The 21,824-nt window shown below is 65.6% G+C and carries 18 protein-coding genes; 11 read left to right on the forward strand and 7 right to left on the reverse strand.

Translation table 11 applies throughout. From position 1 onward, the window contains the following. Window positions 1–110: 110 nt before the first annotated feature. Together BN423_RS05710 and BN423_RS05715 are read right to left on the reverse strand one after the other, a co-directional pair. Window positions 111–1,229, reverse strand: a complete 1,119-nt coding sequence (locus tag BN423_RS05710; protein ID WP_019239304.1) for an aminotransferase — start codon at window positions 1,227–1,229, stop codon at window positions 111–113. A 15-nt stretch (window positions 1,230–1,244) separates the two neighbouring features. Then, window positions 1,245–2,702 carry a basic amino acid/polyamine antiporter gene (locus BN423_RS05715; protein WP_019239305.1) on the reverse strand — a complete coding sequence of 486 codons (1,458 nt, stop codon included), beginning with the start codon at window positions 2,700–2,702 and terminating at the stop codon, window positions 1,245–1,247. 491 nt (window positions 2,703–3,193) lie between these two features. Here BN423_RS05715 and BN423_RS05720 point away from each other — a divergent pair, with 491 nt between their 5' ends. Together BN423_RS05720 and BN423_RS05725 are read left to right on the forward strand one after the other, a co-directional pair. After that, the gene (locus tag BN423_RS05720; RefSeq protein WP_019239306.1) at window positions 3,194–4,159 is read left to right on the forward strand and encodes a helix-turn-helix transcriptional regulator; all 966 of its coding nucleotides are present in this window, start codon (window positions 3,194–3,196) and stop codon (window positions 4,157–4,159) included. Window positions 4,160–4,364: 205 nt separating this feature from the next. Continuing rightward, window positions 4,365–5,444: a 6-phosphofructokinase gene (locus BN423_RS05725; protein ID WP_019239307.1), complete on the forward strand. Its 1,080-nt coding sequence runs from the start codon at window positions 4,365–4,367 to the stop codon at window positions 5,442–5,444. A 378-nt stretch (window positions 5,445–5,822) separates the two neighbouring features. Here BN423_RS05725 and BN423_RS10765 read toward each other — a convergent pair whose 3' ends face one another. Next, entirely contained in the window at window positions 5,823–6,383 is a 561-nt protein-coding gene (locus tag BN423_RS10765) for a TetR/AcrR family transcriptional regulator (protein ID WP_019239308.1), read from the reverse strand. Between the two features lie 195 nt (window positions 6,384–6,578). On the opposite strand from BN423_RS10765, the gene BN423_RS05735 reads away from it, so the two are divergent. The 3 genes from BN423_RS05735 (at window position 6,579) to BN423_RS05745 (ending at window position 12,116) form a co-directional block, all read left to right on the forward strand. Continuing rightward, complete coding sequence (locus BN423_RS05735; RefSeq protein WP_019239309.1) at window positions 6,579–7,280, forward strand: ABC transporter ATP-binding protein; 702 nt, start codon at window positions 6,579–6,581, stop codon at window positions 7,278–7,280. A gap of 10 nt (window positions 7,281–7,290) precedes the next feature. Further along, on the forward strand, window positions 7,291–11,142 hold the full coding sequence (locus BN423_RS05740) for an FtsX-like permease family protein (RefSeq protein WP_019239310.1): 3,852 nt from the start codon (window positions 7,291–7,293) through the stop codon (window positions 11,140–11,142). Between the two features lie 281 nt (window positions 11,143–11,423). Continuing rightward, window positions 11,424–12,116: a helix-turn-helix domain-containing protein gene (locus BN423_RS05745; protein ID WP_019239311.1), complete on the forward strand. Its 693-nt coding sequence runs from the start codon at window positions 11,424–11,426 to the stop codon at window positions 12,114–12,116. A gap of 63 nt (window positions 12,117–12,179) precedes the next feature. Here the strand turns inward: BN423_RS05745 and BN423_RS05750 are convergent, their stop codons facing one another. Continuing rightward, a complete protein-coding gene (locus BN423_RS05750; protein WP_019239312.1) occupies window positions 12,180–13,205 on the reverse strand; it encodes an aspartate-semialdehyde dehydrogenase in 1,026 nt (341 codons plus the stop codon). A gap of 52 nt (window positions 13,206–13,257) precedes the next feature. Beyond that, a complete protein-coding gene (locus BN423_RS05755; RefSeq protein ID WP_019239313.1) occupies window positions 13,258–14,658 on the reverse strand; it encodes an aspartate kinase in 1,401 nt (466 codons plus the stop codon). A gap of 98 nt (window positions 14,659–14,756) precedes the next feature. Between BN423_RS05755 and thrC the strand changes: the two genes are divergently transcribed. From thrC to BN423_RS05775, 4 genes are all read left to right on the forward strand, one after another. Next, a complete protein-coding gene (thrC, locus tag BN423_RS05760) occupies window positions 14,757–16,265 on the forward strand; it encodes a threonine synthase (protein ID WP_019247015.1) in 1,509 nt (502 codons plus the stop codon). Window positions 16,266–16,334: 69 nt separating this feature from the next. Next, complete coding sequence (gene thrB, locus BN423_RS05765) at window positions 16,335–17,216, forward strand: homoserine kinase (protein WP_019239315.1); 882 nt, start codon at window positions 16,335–16,337, stop codon at window positions 17,214–17,216. 161 nt (window positions 17,217–17,377) lie between these two features. Beyond that, a complete protein-coding gene (locus tag BN423_RS05770) occupies window positions 17,378–17,647 on the forward strand; it encodes a type II toxin-antitoxin system prevent-host-death family antitoxin (RefSeq protein ID WP_019239316.1) in 270 nt (89 codons plus the stop codon). Then, on the forward strand, window positions 17,637–17,966 hold the full coding sequence (locus BN423_RS05775) for a type II toxin-antitoxin system RelE/ParE family toxin (protein ID WP_019239317.1): 330 nt from the start codon (window positions 17,637–17,639) through the stop codon (window positions 17,964–17,966). Before BN423_RS05770 ends, BN423_RS05775 begins: the two co-directional genes overlap by 11 nt. Window positions 17,967–18,350: 384 nt before the next feature. Here BN423_RS05775 and BN423_RS05780 read toward each other — a convergent pair whose 3' ends face one another. Both BN423_RS05780 and BN423_RS05785 read right to left on the reverse strand, forming a co-directional pair. After that, window positions 18,351–19,520, reverse strand: a complete 1,170-nt coding sequence (locus tag BN423_RS05780) for an NAD(P)-dependent malic enzyme (protein ID WP_019239318.1) — start codon at window positions 19,518–19,520, stop codon at window positions 18,351–18,353. A 189-nt stretch (window positions 19,521–19,709) separates the two neighbouring features. Further along, entirely contained in the window at window positions 19,710–20,033 is a 324-nt protein-coding gene (locus tag BN423_RS05785) for a DMT family transporter (protein WP_019239319.1), read from the reverse strand. Window positions 20,034–20,322: 289 nt separating this feature from the next. On the opposite strand from BN423_RS05785, the gene abiEi reads away from it, so the two are divergent. After that, window positions 20,323–20,859 (forward strand): type IV toxin-antitoxin system AbiEi family antitoxin, encoded by a 537-nt coding sequence (gene abiEi, locus BN423_RS05790; protein WP_019239320.1) that lies wholly within the window; start codon window positions 20,323–20,325, stop codon window positions 20,857–20,859. Beyond that, window positions 20,849–21,742 carry a nucleotidyl transferase AbiEii/AbiGii toxin family protein gene (locus tag BN423_RS05795; RefSeq protein WP_019239321.1) on the forward strand — a complete coding sequence of 298 codons (894 nt, stop codon included), beginning with the start codon at window positions 20,849–20,851 and terminating at the stop codon, window positions 21,740–21,742. Before abiEi ends, BN423_RS05795 begins: the two co-directional genes overlap by 11 nt. The last annotated feature ends 82 nt before the right edge of the window (window positions 21,743–21,824 follow it).

A 21,824-nucleotide genomic window follows, 5' to 3' on the forward strand; every position in this document is an offset into this window, starting at 1 on the left:
AAACGAGCCCGGCTCCCCTCCTGCACGCAGGGGAACCGGGCTCGCTTCATGCAAGCGTGCACCTTACGGGACGCAGCGCACCACCACGCCCCGCCGCACCCGACGTCCGCCTAGTCGAACTCGCGCAGCGCCTCGGAGAGCAGGCGCAGGCCCTCGCGCAGCGTCTCCTCCTGCGCGCAGTAGCCTAGCCGCGCGCCACACGGCAGCTCGAAGCGGCTGCCCGGCACGAGCAGCACGCCGCGCTCGCGCAGGAGCTTCAGGCAGAACTCTTCGTCATCCATGGGGATGTCGAGCTGGATGTACGAGGTCGACACACCCTTCGGCGGCACCCAGCGCACGCGCGGCTCGGCGTCGATCCACGCCTGGGCGATGGCGCGGTTCCCGAACACGATGGCACGGTTGCGCTCCAGGATGCGCTCGCGGTTCTTGAGCACATGCACGGCGAGCGCGTCGTTGAAGATGCCGCCGCAGATGAGCGTGTAGTCGCGGTACGTGCGGATGCGGTCGGCCACCTCGGCATTCGACACCGTCCACCCGATGCGCGCCGCCGGCACCGAATACGTCTTGGAGATGGAGTTCGTCACCACGGCGCGGTCGTAGAGGTCGGCCATGGACACGAAGCGGTCCGTGTCCTCGAGCGGCAGGTACACCTCGTCCGAGAGCACGTAGGCGCCCACGGAGCGCGCGATCTCCACGATCTGCTCGAGCGTCTCGCGCGGCAGCACGGTGCCGAGCGGGTTCGAGGCGTTGTTGATGCAGATGAGCTTCGTGTTCGGCCGCACGAGCCGCTCGAGCTCGGCGATGTCGGGCTGCCAGCCCAGCTCCTCCTGGATGTGCCAGTACTCGACCTCGGCGCCCAGCGTGCGCGGGATCTCGTAGAGCGGCTGGTAGGTGGGGTACTCGGCGATCACGTGGTCGCCGGGCTCCACGAGCGTCATGAGCGCGAGCAGGTTCGCGCCGGTGGCGCCGTTCGTCTGCAGGATGTTCTCGGGCTCCACGTTCTGGTAGAGCGAAGCCACCTCCTGCTTGAACTCGGGCGAGCCCTCGATCCAGCCGTAGTTCATCTTCTCGCGGCCGAGCTGCTCGTAGAAGCCCTGCCCGTCCGTGCCGTCGAGCTTCAGGATCTCGTCCATGGTGAGCGAGGCGATCGTGGACTGCGCGATATCCACCGTCGCGCTCTTCTCGTGCACGTTGAGCCAGTCCTCGACGCCGATGGTTGCGATGTTCATGTGTTCCTCCTCGTATTACAGCGTGATGATGCCCATGGCGAGCAGCACGAGCGCCAGCACGCCCAGCAAGGTGATGACCACGATGCCCGCCTTGTCCGCGCCTCCCAACGCGAGCCCCTCGGAACGGCGCCCCTGCACGTACACCACGAAGCCGGGGATGTAGCCCACGCAGGTGAGCAGCAGGTAGGACCAGCCGTTGAAGAGCACGCCCACCACCAGGAAGGCCGTGGCGATGGCACCGATGACGAGCTGCGCCGGCCGCTTGTTCTGGAGTGCCCACTTGACCTGGTAGGCGGCTGCGAGCGCCCAGGTGATGACGATGGCCACCGTGCACATGGAGTACGCGAAGTCGTAGGCGTCCTCGCTCACGAGCAGCACGATGAGGAAGGCCTGCGTGCACGCGCCCACCACGACGAGGCTCAGCTGCGGGGCGTTCTTGGCGTTGAGCTTGCCCCACGACGCGGGCAGGAGCTTCGCCTCCGCCATCTCCGAGGTGGTCTCGGCCGGCAGCATCGTGAACGAGAGCCACGAGCCCAGGATGGAGACGATGATGGCGACGGAGATGAACGCGCCGCCCCAGCCGGGCGCCATGTCCTCGAAGATGTAGACCATGGCGGGGTAGTCGAGCGTGGCGATCTCGGTGTAGCTCATGTAGCCGTAGGGCAAAACCGAGCAACCGATGTAGATGGCGAGCAGGCACGCGAGGCCGATGACCGTGGCCTTGCCCACGTCGCGCTTGCGGGCGGCGCGCGACGACATGACGGTGGCGCCCTCGATGCCCACGAACACCCAGAACATGATGATGAAGCAGTTCACGATCTGCTGGATCACGTCGCCGAGCGGCGCGGCGTCCGGGCCGGCGGTGCCGGCGGCGACGGCGTTGTTATACACGGCGCCCCAGAAGTCCGCAGTGAAGATGCCGGCGTTGAACAAGAAGAGGCTGAACAGGATGAAGACCGCGAGCGACACGACCTTGCACACCATGACAATGGCGTTCAAAAACGACGCGCTCTCCACGCCGCGGATGACGAAGATGGTGAGCAGCCACATCACCACCGACGCGATGGCGATGCACGGCACGGTGTTGCCCGGGAGGAACTCCGGGAAGAAGTAGCCCACCGTGGACATCATCATCGTGGCGAAGGCCACGTTGCCGAGCCACGCCGAGAGCCAGTAGCCCCAGCCCGAGACGAACCCCGCGAAGGGGCCGAAGCCCTCCTGCGCATAGGAGAAGATGCCCGGTAGGTCGGGGCGGTTCGCACCCAGATTGTTGAGCGAGAGCGCGAGCATGAGGAAGCCCAGGCCCACGATGAGCCAGGCCACAAGCGCGCTGCCCGGGGCGGCCACCTGCGCGAGCTGGCCCGAGATGGCGAAGGCGCCCGAGCCGATGCACGAGCTCACCACCATGCCGATGAGGCCGAAGAGGCCGATACCCTTCGTACCCTCCTGCCTCGTCTCCGTCGTTTCCGCCATATCGCAACTCCTTCCCGCGCCGCCGCGCATGTCGCCGCGCCCCCTTGGGCGGGCGCGCAGCCGGACGCAACCCGGATTTCACCAACGCGCTCAGAGGCGGATGGGCGCTCGGGGGAAGCGCGAGCCCCGATGAGCGGGCACGGTACCGCCGCCCTCCGCCTCTTGATGCCATATTCGGAGGGGCGCGAGGCGGCGGCTAGGGCTAAGCGGGGTGTACCGTGGGGCGTAACTTGGGTTTACCGATTGGAAACGGCGGCCTAAACCCGCAATAAACCGCAGGTAGCTGATGTAAAGCGAGCGGCTGCGCGCAGGACGGGCCGCGACCGTCCACCGGGAAGCACGGCGCGCCCGCGGCGCGGTCGAGTACCATGGAAGGCGTCGCATCGCGGGTGACGCGGGGACACCGGGGCTGCCGCGCGACGTCGGTGCGCGGCAAGGTGAGACGAGACGGCGCGAGGCAGCGCGCCCGGTACATCGATTTGGGGGCGTCCATGGACTTCATCGTGTTCCACTTCACGCTGTTCATGCTCCTCTCGTCGATCCTCACCTCGGCCACCTGCCTTTCGGCCTACCTCGTCTCGCGCAGGCAGCTCATGCTCATCGCCGCGGTGGGCTTCCTCTTCTACTTCTTCGACATCGCCTGGGTGTTCCAGGACAACATCCTCGCCGCGGGGCACGCCTGGCGCGATAACGGGACCTACCTCGCGCTGCGCTCCGTGGCCACGCTCGTCTCCGGCGTGGGGTTCATCTCGTCGTTCTGGCTGCTCGTCTGCGAGTACCTGGGCGGCGTGCCGCGCGCGGTGAAGCTCGTGCCCTGCGTCGTCTTCTGCCTCCTGAGCATCGCCGCGCTCGTCGCCGTGCCCGAGAACAACCTGGAGCGCTTCGTCTTCTACTCCATGCGGGCGCTCTTCCTGCTCTGGATGCTCATCTATGCGGGCGTGCGGTACCTCCTGCAGAAAAACGAGTCCGAGCGGGCGCGGCTCAAGCGCTCCGCCGGCCTGTACCTGCTGCTCTGGGTGCTCGGGGTGGGCGTGGTCGTGGAGGATGCCCTTTACTTCCTCGTGGCGGGCGCGGGCGGGTTCATCATGGACCTGCGCGCCGTGGCGCCCGAGCGCAACTACTGCGAGAACGCGCTCGTGCTGTGCTGCATGGTCACCGCGTGCCGCAGCGCGTTCAAGGCGCTCTCGCTGCGCTTCGAGAACCCGCCGGTGAAGAGCAGCGCGCCGCAGGAGGAGTTCATCGAGGCCAACCTCCCCTATTTCAGCCGCCGGCACCAGCTCTCGCCGCGCGAGCAGGAGATCATGCGCGAGGTGCTGCGCGGCAAGGACAACCAGAACATCGCCTCCGAGCTGCACCTTTCCCTGAGCACGGTGAAGGTGCACGTGCACAACATCCTGCAGAAGACCGGCCTCGAGAACCGCAAGGCGCTCATCCGGGAGTTCTGGAAGGACGCATAGGGCTGCACGGGCGGCGGGCGCGGCAGGCGCTTTTCCCTGGTCGGGATCGGTCTGCGCACCTCCCGCAGACCCCTCTTCGCCGCCGCGCGCACCGGCGCGCTCCGCATTACTTGGCGCATTTCATCCCGCATCACAAAACCGCGACGCGGCAAGAGCGGTACACTGGTGCCGCAAGTTCTGCATGGCGGCGAAAAGGGGGATACCCATGCTTCGAATCGGATTGCTCACGAGCGGCGGCGACTGCCAGGCGCTCAACGCGACCATGCGCGGCATCGTGAAGACGCTCTTCAACAAGAGCAAGGAATCACTGGAGATCTACGGGTTCGAGGACGGCTACCAGGGCCTCATCTACGGGCGCTACCGCAAGATGACCCCGCGCGACTTCAGCGGCATCCTCACGCGCGGCGGCACCATCCTGGGCACGAGCCGCACCCCGTTCAAGCTGCTCGACACGCCCGAGGCCGACGGCGTGGAGAAGGTCCCTGCCATGATCAAGACCTATAAGCAGCTGCATCTGGACTGCCTCTTCATGCTGGGCGGAAACGGCTCCACCAAGACCGCCAACCGCCTTTCGCAGGAGGGCCTGAACGTCATCGCCCTGCCCAAGACCATCGACAACGATACCTGGGGCACCGAGATGACGTTCGGCTTCACGAGCGCCGTCGAGATCGCCACGAAGTGCATCGATGACATCCACACCACCGCCTCGAGCCACGGCCGCGTATTCGTCATCGAGATCATGGGCCACAAGGTGGGCTGGATCCCCCTGTACGCGGGCGTCGCGGGCGGTGCGGACGTCATCCTCATCCCCGAGATCCCGTACAGCATGGACAACGTCATCGCGACGATCGACAAGCGCATGCAGACCGGCAGCCGCTTCACCATCCTCGCCGTCGCGGAGGGCGCCATCTCGAAGGAGGACGCCGCCCTCTCCAAGAAGGAGTACAAGAAGAAGGTCGCCGCGCGCACGAGCCCGTCCATCGTGTACGACATCGCCAAGGAGATCGAGGCGCGCACCGGGCGCGAGACGCGCGTGGCCATCCCCGGGCACACGCAGCGCGGCGGCATCCCCGACGCCCAGGACCGCATCTTCGCCACGCAGTGCGGCGTCGAGGCGGCGCTCGGCTGCCTTGAGGGCAAGTTCGGCTACATGATCGCCCAGGTGGACCGCAAGATGACGCGCGTGCCGCTCGCCGACGTCGCCGGCAAGCTCAAGTACGTCGACCCCAAGAGCGACCTCGTGCGCGAGGCAAAGGCGCTCGGCATCAGCTTCGGCGACGAGTGAGTCATTGGGGTCGGGTTCATTTGTCTCAGCGATCCCGCGCCCGTGCCCCGAAGCCTCACCTGCATTTTCGCGCTATTCAAACCGGTCGTGATCACCATGGCCGGTTTTTCGTTACCGGGCGCGACGAGGTGGCGCGCGGCGTGATATAGCGCGTGCAGACCCGCTTGCGAGCCCCGCTTTTCCGCCTCCGAAGCCCTCGCTGTGCCCGCGCTGGTCAAATGTTCCAGTTTTGTGACCGCTCATCTGGGAAATCAGGGGTGCGCTTCCTCCACCGCCCTGGTATCGGGCACGGTTATCCCACGTATGGGTGAATCGCACCCGTGTTTTCCCAGGATCGATGTCACAAAACGGGAATATTTGGCCACCCGTGCGCCCGCGCTACGCCCGCTCCGCCTGATGCGGCGCCACCGCCTGCATGATGAGCGCGATGAGCTCGTCGATGGGCATGCGATCGCGGCGCGGCATCCAGGTCGTTATGGCGCTCAGCAAGCCACTCGCATAGAAGTTGCGCAGGATATCGCGCTCGTCGTCCGTCAGCTCGTCCGCAGGGATGATGAACCGGTCGAGCAGCGGCGTGATGATGGCCTTCAAGCGCTCGGCGAACGAGGGGTCGCTCGCCAGGAGGCGCGGCATGAAGCGGTTGAAGCGCTCGGCGAGCTGCACGATGAAGCCCATGTGGTTTGAGAAGTCGAGCGTTTCCTCGCCGAGGAGCCGGTCGTTCACCAGCTGCCGGATCTGCGCGAGGATGCCGTCCTCGAGCTGCTCGAACAGGTCGTACACGTCGCGGTAGTGCAGGTAGAACGTCGCCCGGTTGTAGCCCGCGCGGTCGGTGATCTCGCGGATGGTGATCTTGTCGATGGGCTTCTCGAGGTACAGCTCCCAAAATGCCTGCATAAGATGGGCGCGCGTCTGTTCTGTGACCTGCGGCTGACGTTTCATGCATCCATCCCCTCGCTTCCGTGCGGCGACCGATCGCGCACCGCGCCCGCTCGTCCCATTCGACAATTCGTCAACAGGTGTCGAGCGCCTATCGAACATGGGTACAACCGTCTTTATACTACTAGACAACACGCTGTCGAGCGATTCCGCAGCGCGGCACTCGGCGCTCTCGGCTATCTAGAATCGGTGCATCGCATGGCATATATCGAGTTCAACGACGTTGTCAAGGCCTACGGATCCGGCGAGACGCTCATCCACGCGCTCGACGGCGCGAGCTTCGAGGTGGAGCGCGGCGAGCTGGCCGTGATCCTGGGCGCGTCGGGCGCGGGCAAGACCACGGCGCTCAACATCCTCGGCGGCATGGATTCCGCCACCTCAGGCGAGGTGCTCGTGGACGGCCGCGACATCACGCACGCCACCGAGCGCGAGCTCGTCGAGTACCGCCGCACCGACGTGGGCTTCGTGTTCCAGTTCTACAACCTCGTCCCCAACCTCACCGCGCTCGAGAACGTCGAGCTCGCGGCGCAGGTGTGCCCGGACGCCCTCGACGCGCGCGAATCGCTCGAGAAGGTCGGCCTCGCCGCGCGCCTCGCCAACTTCCCCGCGCAGCTCTCCGGCGGCGAGCAGCAGCGCGTCTCCATCGCCCGCGCCGTCGCGAAGAACCCGAAGCTCCTGCTCTGCGACGAGCCCACCGGCGCGCTCGACTACCAGACCGGCAAGCAGATCCTCCAGCTCCTGCAGGACACGTGCCGGCGCGACGGCATCACCGTCATCATCATCACGCACAACTCCGCGCTCGCGCCCATGGCCGACCGCCTCATCCGCTTCAAGAGCGGTCGCGTGACCGACATGTCGCTCAACCCGTCGCCGACGCCCATCGCCCAGATCGAATGGTAGGCGCAGCGCGATGAAGGCCTTCACGAAGGACATCGTCCGCACGATACGCGGAAGCATGAAGCGCTTCCTCTCCATCGTGGTCATCTGCGCGCTCGGCGCGACCATGCTCACCGGCCTCTCCATGGCCTGCATCGACCTGCGCGCGGCGGCGAGCGCCCTCTACAGCAGCCAGCACCTCTTCGACATCTCCGTGCAGTCGACCTACGGCCTCACGGACGAGGACATCGCCGAGCTCGCCGCGGTGGACGGCGTCGCGCAGGCGGAGGGCGGGTTCGAGGAGACGACGTACACCCTCGTCGACGGGCTGCGCGCCACCATCACCGTGAAGGCGCTGCTCGCGAGCGGCATGAACGAACCGTATGTGGTGGAGGGGCGCCTGCCCGAGTCCGCGGACGAGGTCGCGGTAACGGAGAAGTACCTCAAGGACTCCGGCAAGCAGATCGGGGACACGCTCGAGTTCGAAGATGCCGAGCAGGACGACCCCACCGGGCTTTCCGACGAGCCGTCCGTGGGCGCGATTCCCGGCGGCACGTACACCATCGTGGGCACCGTCGTGGACCCGGCGAACATCACGCAGCCGGACGGCCCCGTCGCGTTCCGCGCGAGCACGTCGAGCGACTACACGTTCTTCGTGAGCGACCGCGCCGTCCAGGACGACGCCACGTACACCATCGCCTACCTCGCTGTTTCCGGTACAGAGAACCTGTCGGCGTATTCCGAAGCGTATGACGCGCGCGTAGACGAGGTGCAGGCGCGCGTGGAGGACCTGGCGCCGCAGCGCGAGCGGGCGCGTGCGCAGGCCATTAAAGACGAGGCCATGGCCGAGATCGACGACCAGGAAGCGGACGCCCTCGCCGAGCTCGCCGACGCCGAATCCGCACTCGACGACGCGCAGGCGGAGATCGACGACGGCCTGGCAGAAGCCCAAGACGGCCAGCGTGAACTCGACGAGCAGCGTGCGAACGCCCTTGCCGAGCTCGGTGACGCGCAAGCACAGATCGACGATGGACGTACTGAAGCGCAGGCGGGTATCGAGCAGGCGCAGAGCGGTCTCGCAACGATCGCGGAGACGCGGGCAGTGCTTGAGGAGCAGCTGGACAAGATCGGCGCACTTGAATCGGGCATCGCTCAGGCGGAGAAGGCCGTCCAGCTTGCTCAAGCAGGTGTGAGTACGGCGCAAGCGCAAGGTGCGGAGCTCCTTGATGGTCTTGAACAGATTGCAAACACCGTTGGCATGGACTTCTCGCCGGTGCGCGACGCCTGGAACAACTTGTGTTCATATTCCGGACTGGAAGAACCCATCGAGCTCGAAGAAGCGTTCACGAGCGCCGTGAAGACCTTCCGTGACGGCGCCACGGGAAAATTGCAGCAACTACGCACCGACGCGCAGAGTTATCAAGATATGCTTGAGCAGCGTCTCGCCCCGCAGATTGAGCGTCGCACGCAGGTGGCCGAACGCCGAGAGGACATCGAGGAGCGCACGGGCGCAATCGATGCGCGCGTCGCCCAGATCGCAGTGCGGCTCACCCAGATCGATGATACCTTGGCCTCGCTCGAGGAAGACGATCCCGCACGCGCCGATCTCCTAACCGAACGCGGCGAACTCGCGGAAGAGCAGCGGGCACTCACCGAGGAGGAGAACCTGCTCGCCAGCGAGGAAAGCGCGCTCGCCGAGGAGCAGGACGTGCTCAACGCGCAGCTCGCCGCCTACGATCAACTCGCCGAGCAGCTGGATCAACTCAACCAAGCGCTCACATCGCTCGAAAACATCTCTGACGCTGCCATCGACCAGCTCGCGCAGGGCATGGGGCGCGCGGCCTCGGGCGCCGCGCAGGCTAACGCGGCTTTCGCCCAGCTCCAAGCCATCGCATCCCAACTCCCCGGCGGCATCGAGGGATCCCGTCAGAGCATCCGCGACGGCCTGGCGCAGCTCGCCGCCCAGGAAACACGAGCACAAGAGGGCCTCGATACGGCGCGCAGTGCTCTCGCCCAGCTCGATGCCGGCCAGCGCGAGCTCATCGCGCAGCGCGCCTCCGCGCTCGCCCAGCTCGCCGACGCGCAGGCACAGCTCGACGACGCCCTCGCCCAGCTCGCTGATGGCCAAGCCGAGCTCGACGACGGGCGCGCGACCTTCGAGGAGGAGCGCGACGACGCCCTCGCGCAGATCGCCGACGCCCGCGCGGATGTGGACGCCGTCGAGCCCGCCACCTGGTACGTGCAGAATCGCTCCGGCCTCGGCAGCTATTCGAGCGTCGACTCCGACGCCTCGTCCATCGAGACCATCGCGAACATCATCCCCGTCATCTTCTACATCGTCGCGATCCTCGTGAGCCTCACCACCGCCACCCGCATGGTCGAGGAGGAGCGCACGCTCATCGGCCTGTACAAGGCGCTCGGCTACTCGAAGGCGCGCATCCTGTCGAAATACCTCATCTACACCGCGACGGCCGCGCTCATCGGCGGCATCCTGGGCGACATCCTCGGGTTCGTGCTCATCCCCTACATCTTGTTCTACATCTTCCAGGCCATGTACCTGCTGCCGCTCTTCAGCCTGCAGTTCAACCTGTTCTACGCGGTGCTGGGCATCGCGGCGTTCGTGATCGGCATCGCCGGATCGACGTTCATCACCTGCCGTGCGGACCTGCGCGAGACGCCCGCCTCGCTCATGCGCCCGCGTGCCCCGCGCGCCGGTTCGCGCATCTTCCTGGAGCACATCCGCCCGCTCTGGCGACGCCTCGGGTTCCTCAACAAGGTCACGGCGCGCAACCTCTTCCGCTACAAGAAGCGCTTCGCCATGACGGTGTTCGGCATCATGGGCTGCACGGCGCTGCTCGTCTGCGGGTTCTCCATCAAGAACACCGTCGAGTCGCTCGCGCCGCGCCAGTACGAGAACATCTACCGCTACGACCTCATGGCGGTCACGCAGGCGGACGACTTCGAGACCTGCCAGGCGCTCCTCGAGGATTCGGGCGAGGTGCGCAACCTCCAGGCGCTCGGCATCGACAACATCACCGTCGAGTTCGACGGCGCGAAGGAGAGCATGCAGCTCTACGTGGTGCCGCGCGGTGCCTCGATCGACCCGTACGTGAGCCTCGAGACACTTTCCGGCGAGCCCATCGACCTCGACGAGGCGGGCGTGGTCATCACGAACAACGCCGCCACGGTGCTCGACCTCGCGCAGGGCGATACCGCGCAGCTCACCACGACCGCACTCGACGAGGCGGATGCGCCCGTCAACGCCATCACCCGCAACTACCTGGGCAATGCCGTCTACATGACCCAAGACGCCTACGAGGAGCTGTTCGGGAAGCCGCTCGAGCTCACCGGGTTCTTCGCGCACCTCGCGGGCGACAACGCCGAGCAGCTGGAGTTCGCCGACGAACTCGAGGCGAGCGAGGACTTCCTCTCCATCACGAGCACGGCAAAGATGCACCAGCAGTTCGAGAAGAGCTTCACCCTCATCAACGTGGTGGTCTACGTGATCATCGGGTTGGCCGCGGGGCTCGCGTTCGTGGTGCTCTTCACGCTCTCCACGGTGAACATCGGCGAGCGCGAGCGCGAGATCGCCACCATCAAGGTGCTCGGCTTCCGCGTGGGCGAGGTGCGCACGTACATCAACAAGGAGACGTTCGTGCTCACGCTCATCGGCATCCTCGTGGGGCTGCCCGCCGGCTGGGCGCTGTCCGAGAGCTTCACGTACATCCTGAAGATGCCGTCGATCTTCTTCGACGTCGAGGTGGCGCCGTGGTGCTATGCGCTCGCGGCGGCGTTCTCGGTGGTGTTCGCGCTCGTGGTGAGCCGCATCACGAACCGCATGCTCGACCGCGTGAACATGGTGGAGGCCCTCAAGAGCCCAGAGTGACGCGCTGAGGTCGGCGCCGGTGATAATTTGGTGTCAGTCACCATTTTATCACCAAGAGCCCAGAGCGACCCACCGGTGATAAAATGGTGTCAGTCACCTTTTTATCACCGACGGGCGCGGCGCGGGCGCAACCGGTGTCCGCAACCGCACGTTGCGCCAAAAGCTGCAGCTTCCCGAACCATTCCACCTAAAAGCGCTGGCGCAACCGTGTGCCGCCTCCTAGCATGAATGCAACCTTCCAACCCACGGCGCCGGCGTGGCACCAGATGAGGAGGCGTGCGATGCTCAGTCCCTTAGCGCAGCGATTGTCCGACCTCAGGTTCGAGCACGGCATGAGCCAAGATGCCGTCGCCGATGCGATCGGCGTGACCCGGCAGGCGGTGTCGAAATGGGAGCGCGGCGAGGCGGTTCCCGATACCGACAACCTCATCGCCCTCGCGAACCTCTACCACGTGACCCTGGATTCCCTGGTCTCGCCACCGGAGACCGAGACGGTCGAAACGGCTGGCCGCGACGAAGATGCCGAGGCGTGCGACGATGCCGGCCCCGACGACCGCCCGCCCTCGCTCGCCCAGCGCGCTATCCGTTGGGTACAAGGCTCGCGGCACACGGTGCTCATCTTCGCTGGGGGTCTGCTGCTCGGCATCGTCGTGTGCCTCGCTGTGCCGGGAATGGCGCGCACTGCCATGCGCAGCAGGCTCAATGTCACCGGAACCATCGTCTCAACGGCTCCGGCTTGGAGACAGGGCGTCGTCAAAAGCGATGCCCTGTGGTCGGGCGTCTCGAACGAGCGCGTGTTCTATGTCATTTACATCGATGACGACACGACGTTCAGAGACGCCGACGGGCAGGTTATGGAAGATCCACCCCTCGTGCTGCGGTCGGGCTGGAAGGTCAAGGTCACGTTTTGGGACGACGCGCCAGACATCCATTCCGAGCTCATGCACGCAGACGAGGTGCAGATCCTCGACTGATAATTTGGTGTCAGTCACCTTTTTATCACCGGCGCCGGGCGCGGGCGCACTCCACCCGCGGGCTTACGCGAGCAGCAGCTTCAGGATCTGCACGGCGTTCGTCGCAGCGCCCTTGCGAATCTGGTCGCCGCAGCACCAGAACGTGATGCCGCGCGCGGGCTCGGGGTTCGAGATGTCGCGGCGCAGGCGACCAACCCAGATGAGGTCCTGGTCGCTCGTGTCGAGCGGCATGGGGAAGCGATCGTGCGCGCTCACGGCGTCGCGATCGTCCACGAGCTTCACGCCGGGCGCGACAGCGAGGATCTCGCGCGCCTCCTCCACCGTGATGTCGCGCTCGAACTCGAGCGTGATGCTCTCGGAATGCGAGCGCATCACCGGCACGCGCACGCAGGTGCAGTTCACGCGCAGCTCGGGCAGGTGCATGATCTTGCGCCCCTCGTTCTGCAGCTTCATCTCCTCCGAGGTGTAGCCCTCGCCGTCGAAGCCGCCGATCTGCGGGATGAGGTTGCTCACGAGCTGCGCGGCAAACGCGTGCGGCTCAGGGATGTCCTCGCCGCGCCCCATCGCTTGGATCTGCGCCTCGAGCTCCGCCATGCCCGGCGCGCCCGTGCCGCTCGCGGCCTGGTACGTCGACACGATCATGCGCGTCACGCCCGCCGCCAGGTGCAGCGGCCACGTGGGCACGAGGCCGATGATCGTGGCGCAGTTGGGGTTGGCGATGATGCCGTGGTGCGCGAGGGCGTCCGCACCGTTGACCTCGGGCACCACGAGCGGCACATCGGGATCGAGGCGGAACGCATGGCTGTTGTCGATCACGACAGCGCCCGCTTCCACGGCCTTCGGCAGAAGCTCGCGCGCGATGGCGTCGTCCGCCGCCCCGAGCACGAAGTCGCAGCCCTGGAACGCCTCGGGTCGCGCCTCCTGGATGGCGATCTCCTCGCCCTTGAACGTCATGAGCTTGCCGGCGCTGCGCGCACTCGCGAGCAGGCGCAGCTCGCCCACGGGAACGTCCTGCTCCTCCAGGCACTGGAGCATCTGCGTGCCCACGGCCCCCGTCGCGCCCAGGATGGCGATGGTGTACTGCTTCATGGCTCCTCCTCAATGGGTTGAAACGAACACGTCCCCAAACAACCCCTCGGGGCTACTCGACCCGCTGCGCCAGACCCGCCGTCTCGATGCGCGCCTCTTCCTCGGCACGCTTCAGGTCGGAGAGCTCGAGCAGGTGGTCGCCGTCGGAAAACGCCCGGTAGATGGCGCGGATGGCACGCTCGAAATCGCTGTCGCGCACGCCCACGATGATGTTGATCTCGTCGGAGCCCTGCGACATCATGCGGATGGACACGCCCTCCTGGCCGAGTGCCGCGAAGAGCGATCCCGACACGCCGGGGCGCCCCACCACGTTGCGGCCGACGGTCGACACGAGCGCCAGGTCGTCCACGACCTTGATCTTATCCGGCTCGACCTCGCGCTTGATGTCCGCGACGATCGACCACAGCGAATCCTTCACGTCCTCGCCGCGCACGACCACGGCGAACGAGTCGATGCCCGAGGGGATGTGCTCCACGCTCACGCGGTAGCGCTCGAAGATCGAGAGCACGCGGCGGTAGTAGCCGATCTCGTTCGTGAGGTGGTCCTTCAGGATGTGCACGGCCACGAAGTCGCGCTTGCCCGTGACGCCGGTGATGATGGGCTCGTCCGAGACGTAGTCGTCGCGGTCGGAGATGATCGTGCCGGGGTCCTGCGGCCGGTTCGTGTTCTTGATGGCGATGGGGATGCCCGCCTCCATGACGGGGAGCACGGCCTCCTCGTGCAGCACCGACGCGCCCATGTACGAGAGCTCGCGCAGCTCGGAATAGGTGATGCGGCCGATGGGCTGCGGGTTGTCCACGATGCGCGGGTCCGCGGAGAGGAAGCCCGAGACGTCCGTCCAGTTCTCGTAGAGGTCCGCGCCGAGGCATTTCGCCAGAATGGAGCCGGAGATGTCGCCGCCGCCGCGATCGAGCAGCATGATGCGCCCCTCGCGCGTGGCGCCGTAGAAGCCGGGCATGAGGAAGCCGCCGGGGATGCCGCGCTCCTGGATGAGGGCCTCGGTGCGCTCCATGGCGAGCGTGCCGTCGTGGTGGAAGGCCACGACGTCGGCGGCGTCGAGGAAGGGCAGGTCGAGGTACTCGGCCATGAGGCGGCCGGTGAAGTACTCGCCGCGGCTCACGAGCTCCTCCTGCGTGAGCTCGCCGGCGTGCACGCGCTCGCAGAACGTCGCGTACTCCTCGCGGATGGGGTAGCTGAGCCCCAGCTCGTCGGCGATGGCGAAGAAGCGGCTGCCGATGTCCTCGAGCAGGTCGTCGCACGAGACGTGGTAGCGCATGTGGGCCGAGACGAGGTAGAGCAGGTCCGTGACCTTGGCGTCGCTCTTCCAGCGGCGGCCGCACGCCGAGACCACGATGAACCGGCGCGACGGGTCGGCCTCGACGATCCGCTTGATCTGCTTGAAGTGCTTGGCATCGGCGACCGACGAGCCGCCGAACTTGGCGATCTTAATCATATCGATGAGGTTACCTTTCCTGGCTCGCCTGCGCGCGTGCGATGCGCTCTGATACCATGGGTTTGGTTCGAACTCCGGCGCACACGAGGAGCTTCCACATGAGTTTGTATCATAGTACACGTTCGCGAGCCATTTCCCGCACCTCGAAGGAGGCGATTCGCGAAGGCCTCGCACCGGATGGCGGGCTCTTCGTCTGCGACGCCCTGGGAGCGGAGAAATTCGAGGTCAGCCGCCTTGCCGAGATGTCGTACAGCGAGATCGCCCAGGCTGTGCTGCAATTGTTACTACCTGATTACACATCGGACGAGATCGCCGCGTGCGTACGCGAGGCCTACGAGGGCACCTTCGCGAGCCCCGAGGTCACGCCCCTCGTCCCGCTTGAGTCATTGGGGACGGGTTCAATTGACTCACCCGTCTCCGTACTCGAGCTCTTCCATGGCCCCACGAGCGCCTTCAAGGACGTCGCCCTGCAGATGCTGCCGCGGCTCATGGCGCGCGCGGGCGACGCGGACGGCGACGGGCGCGTGATGATCGTCACCGCGACCTCGGGCGACACGGGCAAGGCGGCGCTCGCCGGCTTCGCCGACGCTCCCGGCTGCGGCATCACCGTCTTCTACCCCGCCGGCAAGGTGAGCCACGTGCAGGAGCTGCAGATGACCACGCAGGCGGGCGGCAACGTGGCCGTCTGCGCCGTGCGCGGAAACTTCGACGACACGCAGAGCGCCGTGAAGCGCATCTTCGCCGATAGCGCGCTCGCGGAGCGCCTCGGCGCGGCGGGCTGGACGCTTTCGAGCGCGAACTCCATCAACGTGGGGCGCCTCGTGCCGCAGGTGGTCTACTACTTCGCCGCCTACGCGCAACTGCTGCGCGCGGGCACGATCGAGGTGGGCGACGAGGTCGAGTTCTGCGTGCCCACCGGCAACTTCGGCGACGTGCTCGCCGGGTACTACGCCAAGCTCCTGGGGCTGCCCGTGGCGAAGCTCATCGTGGCGAGCGACGCGAACAACGTGCTCTACGACTTCCTCACCACGGGCGTCTATGACCGCAACCGCCCGTTCTTCACCACGACCTCGCCCAGCATGGACATCCTCATCTCGTCGAACCTCGAGCGCATGCTCTACTACCTGAGTGACGGCGACTGCGAGCTCGTGGCCGCGCTCATGGCAGAGCTCGCCGAGACCGGCCGCTACGAGGTGCCGGCAGACCTGCTCGCGCGCATCCAGGAGGTGTTCGGCTGCGGCTGGGCGAGCGAGGCCGAGGTGAGCGACGCCATCCGCTCCTGCTGGGAGGGCCATGGCTACCTCATCGACCCGCACACCGCCTGCGGCTACCACGTGCTCGAGCGCACGCCCGCCGCGCCCGGCGCCCGCGCCCGCGTGCTGCTCTCCACGGCGAGCCCGTACAAGTTCCCGCGCGCCGTGGCCGAGGCGCTCGACCTCGCGGTTCCCGAAGACGATTTCGCCTGCATGGAGACGCTCGCCCAGGCGACCGGCACCATGCCGCCCGCGCAGCTCGCCAGCCTGCAGAGCGCACCGATCCTGCACGGCGACGTGGTCGATGTCGACGACATGGGCGCGTTCGTGGAGCGGGCAGCACTCGACCTGTAGACCCGGCGGCGCCCGGCTCACAGCACCCGGCATGTTTTCATCACTCGCAGACAGGGAGGACGATCACGCATGATCAAGGTAACCGTTCCGGCGACGAGCGCGAACCTGGGCATCGGCTACGACACGCTCGGCATGGCGGTGTCGCTCTACGCGCACTTCACCTTCGACCATGCCGACACGCTCACCATCACCGGCTGCCCCGAGGAGTTCCAGAACGAAGACAACATGGTCTACCAGGCGTTTGTCCAAGCGCTCAAGGCGTGGGGCAGGGAGCCGTTCCCCATCTCCATCGACATCGACACGCAAATCCCCGTCGCGCGCGGCCTGGGCTCGAGCTCGACCTGCGTCGTCGCGGGCATCATGGGGGCCGCCGCCCTCACCCGCCGCGCCGTGACGCGCGACGAGCTCGTGGCGCTCGCCGCGCAGATGGAGGGGCACCCGGACAACGTCGCGCCTGCGCTGCTCGGCGCCGCCGTCTGCTCGTTCACCCCCACCGGCGAGCTGCCGCGCTGCCTGCGCTACGCCGTGAGCGACCGCCTGCGCTTCGTCACCATCATCCCGCCGTACGAGGTGCACACGAGCGAGGCGCGCAAGGTCGTGCCGCAGGAGGTGCCGCTCTCCACCGCCGTGTGGCAGATGGGGCGCGTCGCTGGGCTCACGCGCGGGCTCGAGACCGGGGACACCGACCTCATCGCCGCCGCGAACGACGACCGCCTGCAGGAGCCGTACCGCCGCGCGCTCATCCCCGACTACGATGCCATCCGCGCGACCTGCCTCGAGGGCGGGGCCAAGACGCTGTGGATCTCCGGCTCGGGCTCCACGCTCATGGCGGTGACCGACGACACCATCGTGGCGAAGTTTTTACAGGTGCGCCTGCGCGAGCAGTTCCCCGAGTGCGAGACGCATATCCTCACCTGCGACAACGCCGGAGCGCAGATCGAGTACCTGTAGCAGGTGCGCGAAGGCGGCGGACCGGGATCGTCTCGGGGCGAATCGCTTCGAGTCACATGGCGCAGTGGCGTAACTCATCGCGCCTCCAGGCGGACACGGCTGGGTTACGTTGCTGGTCGCTGCATGTATGGGTATAATTCACCCATAATAAGGAGGTAATTATGGCCACATGTGTTCCGATCAGCGAGCTCAAAGATAGCGCCGCATTTTCCAAAAAGGTTGCCCAAGCAGGCGAACCCGTCATCGTTACAAAAAACGGCTACGAGCAGTTCGTCGTCATCGACGCAAACCTATTTCGTGAGTTTCGCCGCGAAACGCCCGCGGAGCACCTCGAACGGCTCCTCCAAGAAGCGGATCGGGATATTCGCGCCGGCAGGATATCCGATATGAGTGCGGGCATTGAAGTGATTCGAGCAAAGTATGGCTTGTAGGGTCGTTTGGACAGACCGCGCTCGTCAGGACCTCGAGGATATCATCGAATATATCGCAGTGACCCTCGCGAGCCCGCAAGCCGCGCGCGAACATTTGACAGCGTTTGCGGAGGCAGTCGACCGCATCTCACACAATCCAAAGCTCTATGCCATCTCGAGCCAACTCTCATGCGCGGCGCGCAACCTGCGGACGTGCTTCATCAAACGGTACGTGCTGCTGTATTCCTTCCATGATGAAGAACTCGTCATCGTGAACCGCATCTTCTCCACCCTCCGAGACTATGCCTCGCTCATCGCGGCAGCGGGGTCTGAAGAATAGAACAGCTCGTCGCTTGGCGCGATGCGCTGTATTCGGGCGTCGCCGCGCCGCGGCCGAACGTAGCGCCTCCGTTTGCGTGGCATTGCGGCGCAAATTGCACCTCACTAGGATGCTGGCGGGTAATCGGTCGCGATTTTTAATCGCATGCGCGTCTTTTCTGGTGATGGAATTCAGATATGCGCGATTGGACGGCCCGTCGGTGCTTCCATTAGCGGCTACAACCGACCGCCGTGCGCGCCGAGAGCAACAAAACCGCAGGATTCGCTTCGCCAGATTCGAGGCGGCGCCATTTCGTTCGGCATAATTAGGCGCTCAGCGCCGCCGTATCGTGCATATCTGAATTTCACCACCAGAAATTGGCGGGCGCCATGCAAAAACCGCTTCCTATGCCCGCCCAAGGCCCTCCGCGCGCGCCTCCTCGGCCACGGCATCCGCCACGGCGGGCGCCACGCGCTCGTCGAAGGGCGACGGGATGATGTAGTCCGGCGCGAGGTCATCGCCCACGAGCCCCGCGATGGCATGCGCGGCAGCGAGCATCATACCCTCCGTGATGTCGCGCGCCCGCACGTCGAGCGCCCCGCGGAACACTCCGGGGAACACGAGCACGTTGTTGATCTGGTTCGGGTAGTCCGAGCGGCCAGACGCCGCGATGGCCGCGCCCGCGGCGAGCGCCTCATCGGGCATGATTTCCGGCACCGGGTTCGCCAGCGAGAAGACGACCGCCCCGGGCGCCATGGAGCGCACCATATCCTGCGATACCACGCCCGCCACGGAAACGCCCACGAACACATCCGCGCCCGCGAGCGCGTCGGCGAGGCTCCCCGTCACCCGCCGGGGGTTCGTGCGCGCAGCCATCTCCACCTGCGCGGGGTTCATCCCCGCCTTGCCCGGGTACAGCGCGCCGTCGATGTCGCACAGCACGATGTCGCGCACGCCCAGCCGCAGCATGAGGCGCGCGATGGAGATGCCGGCCGCGCCCGCGCCCGAGAACACCACGCGCACGTCCTCGATGCGCTTCCCCACCGCGCGGCATGCGTTGATGAGCGCGGCGCACACCGCGACCGCCGTGCCGTGCTGGTCGTCGTGGAACACGGGGATGTCGATGCGCTCCTTCAAGCGGCGCTCAACCTCGAAGCAGCGCGGCGCGGCGATGTCCTCGAGGTTGATGCCACCGAAGCTGCCGGCGATGTGCACGATGGTGTCCACGATGACGTCGACGTCGGTCGAGTCGATGCACAGCGGGAAGGCATCAACGTCGGCGAACGCCTTGAACAGCGCGCACTTCCCCTCCATGACGGGCATGCCCGCCACGCCGCCGATGTTGCCCAGGCCGAGCACCGCCGACCCGTCGGTGACGATCGCGACGAGGTTCCCCCGGCGCGTGTAGGTGTACGAGAGATCCGGGTCGCGCGCGATCTCGAGGCACGGCGCCGCGACCCCCGGCGTGTAGGCGACCGAGAGGTCTTCGCGCGTCTCGAGCGGAACGCGGTTCACGACCTCGATCTTGCCGCGCCACTCCGCGTGCTTCTGAAGTGCCAGCTCCTTGGTGTCCATCGCGTCCCAGCCTTTCCCTCGGGCAGCACGCGGCAGCGTGTGGCGTGCCGTGCCGAGCAACGGTTCTACGAGGAAAACTATACGCCGGAAGCGCGCCCGCGCGATGCGCGGAAGGGATAAAACACCACGATACATGCGTCCCTATCGGGCAGTGTTGCGGAGAACGGGCAAGCTCGCCCCGCGCCTCCCCTAATGCGCGTCACCGACCAGTTTGAGCCCGACCACGCAGGCGACGAGGCCCACGAGCAGTGCGATCTTAGCCGGAGATGCGGCCTCGGCGCCGGTGATCATGCTGTAGCCGACGGTGACCGCCGCACCGATGCCCACCCACACGGCATACGCCGTCCCAATGGGAATGCTCTTCACGGCATGGCTCAAGCCCAGCATGCTCACAGCGAGCGCAGCGAGGAAGATGATCGTCGGCAGCGGCTTCGTGAAACCCTCCGCCCGGTCGAGCGCGAGCGCCCACACGGCCTCCATCGCACCGGACGCAACCAGAACAAGCCAATCCATACGGACCCCTTTCCGCGCGCATGCCGCGCATCGATGCGCCGTCTTTGCGATCCTGGTACGGCTGCCATCGTCAGGGGCCTTTGGGCCGGAATCAGTATAGCAAACTCCCGTCGGGTGATTCGAGGCTCAGTCAGCGCGCAGGCATGCATCCACACCGTCAGGCCTCAATGTAAGCGGTCTTGCTCGCTCACCCGAGAACATGCCCGCAACGCGCCGATTCCGCTATTAGCCATACAGAAACAAGCCAAATATAGCCGATTACTGTATACTGCATGAGTAGGAGGACGAGATGAAGCTTTTAGAAGCACAGCAGCGTTTCAGCAAGCTCGAACAGGTCAAAAATGCGTATCGTTCTCGAGATATCGGATTGCTCCTCGATGAGCGGGGCGAGAAGCTCAGGAGCAGCATCAGGCGCCTGATAGACGCCCGTGTCATCGAACGCATTGCACGCGACCTGTACTGGCACCCCACGACCGCTCCAACCAGATACCAGCCGATTGAGGAAATTGCGGCGCTGCTGCGCTTCGGCTGCATCTGCTTCATCGGAATGGAAAGCGCCGCCTCGCGTTGGGGCATCATCTCACAGATTCCCGTCGACCGCCTTACGGTAGTGACCTCGGGCCGGGAAGGACTTTTCTGCACGCCGTTTGGCTCCATTGAGTATATTCACACGAAGGCAGATGCCTTCGAGATCACGGCGAATACAATCGAGGTTCCCGATAGCCCCCTGAAGCTGGCCACGAAACAATATACCGTCGCCGGCCTCAAACGAGCGCGCCGTTCACTCGACCTCATTATCTGGGAGGAGCTTGCGGATGAGCAGTAAAACCTTTTCAGAGTTCGCTCGCGCGGTCGCGCAGCGGCACCACCTTACGAGTCTCCTTCCCGTTGTGGAGAAGGAGCTCCTGCACTACGACATCCTCGCCGCACTCGACGCTTCCGAATGGCTGGGACGGCTCGTGTTCCAGGGGGGCACCTGCCTGAGGCTGTGCTACGGCAACGTGAGATACAGCGAAGACCTGGACTTCACCACCGCAGAAGAGCTTGATGCGGTTGACCTCGCGGGCTTTGCCAACGTGCTGTCGCGCGCCCTCGACGCGCAGTATCACCTCGGCATTCGCGTTAAAGAGCCTACGTCCATCAAGGCATTCGACGGAGGAGGCTCGCTGAAGCGCTGGCAGGTCATCGTCGACACCGCTCCCGAGCGTCCCGACCTTCCCTCTCAGCGCATCAAAATCGAGATTGCCCGGATCCCGTCCTACGATGCCGCCCCTCGCTTTCTATCAATCAACTACCCCGAACTGCCCCAATCGTTCGCAAACATGCTCGTACGCTGTCAAAGCACAGATGAGATTCTCGCCGACAAGCTCATCTCATTCGCCAACTCATCGCAAACGCCGCGCTATCGCGACCTCTGGGATATCCCGTGGATTATCGGAAACCGTAGTTGGCATGTTGACGAGGTCGCTCGCATGGTGAAGCTCAAACATAGCGATTACGGATGCGTGCAGCAGCTACCGGAGCTTTTAGCGTCCGGAGGGAAACGCGCTGCGGCGCTTGCGACATCACATGAATTCGCACAGCAGATGCAGCGGTTCATCCCTAGATCCTCGTACGATGCCACCCTCGGTCGCCCGAGATATGCGGAAGCGCTTGCGATTCGCATCAAAGAGACATACGGTGCCGTGATGCGCGAACTTCTCCTGTAATCGCACCGGCGCATTGGGTACGTCATGAGGGGTGAGGGCGTTTTGGACCACACAGTTCAAAACGGCACGCTCCCTGGACGAG

This window comes from Enorma timonensis (assembly GCF_000321165.1).
Classification (GTDB): Bacteria; Actinomycetota; Coriobacteriia; order Coriobacteriales; family Coriobacteriaceae; genus Enorma.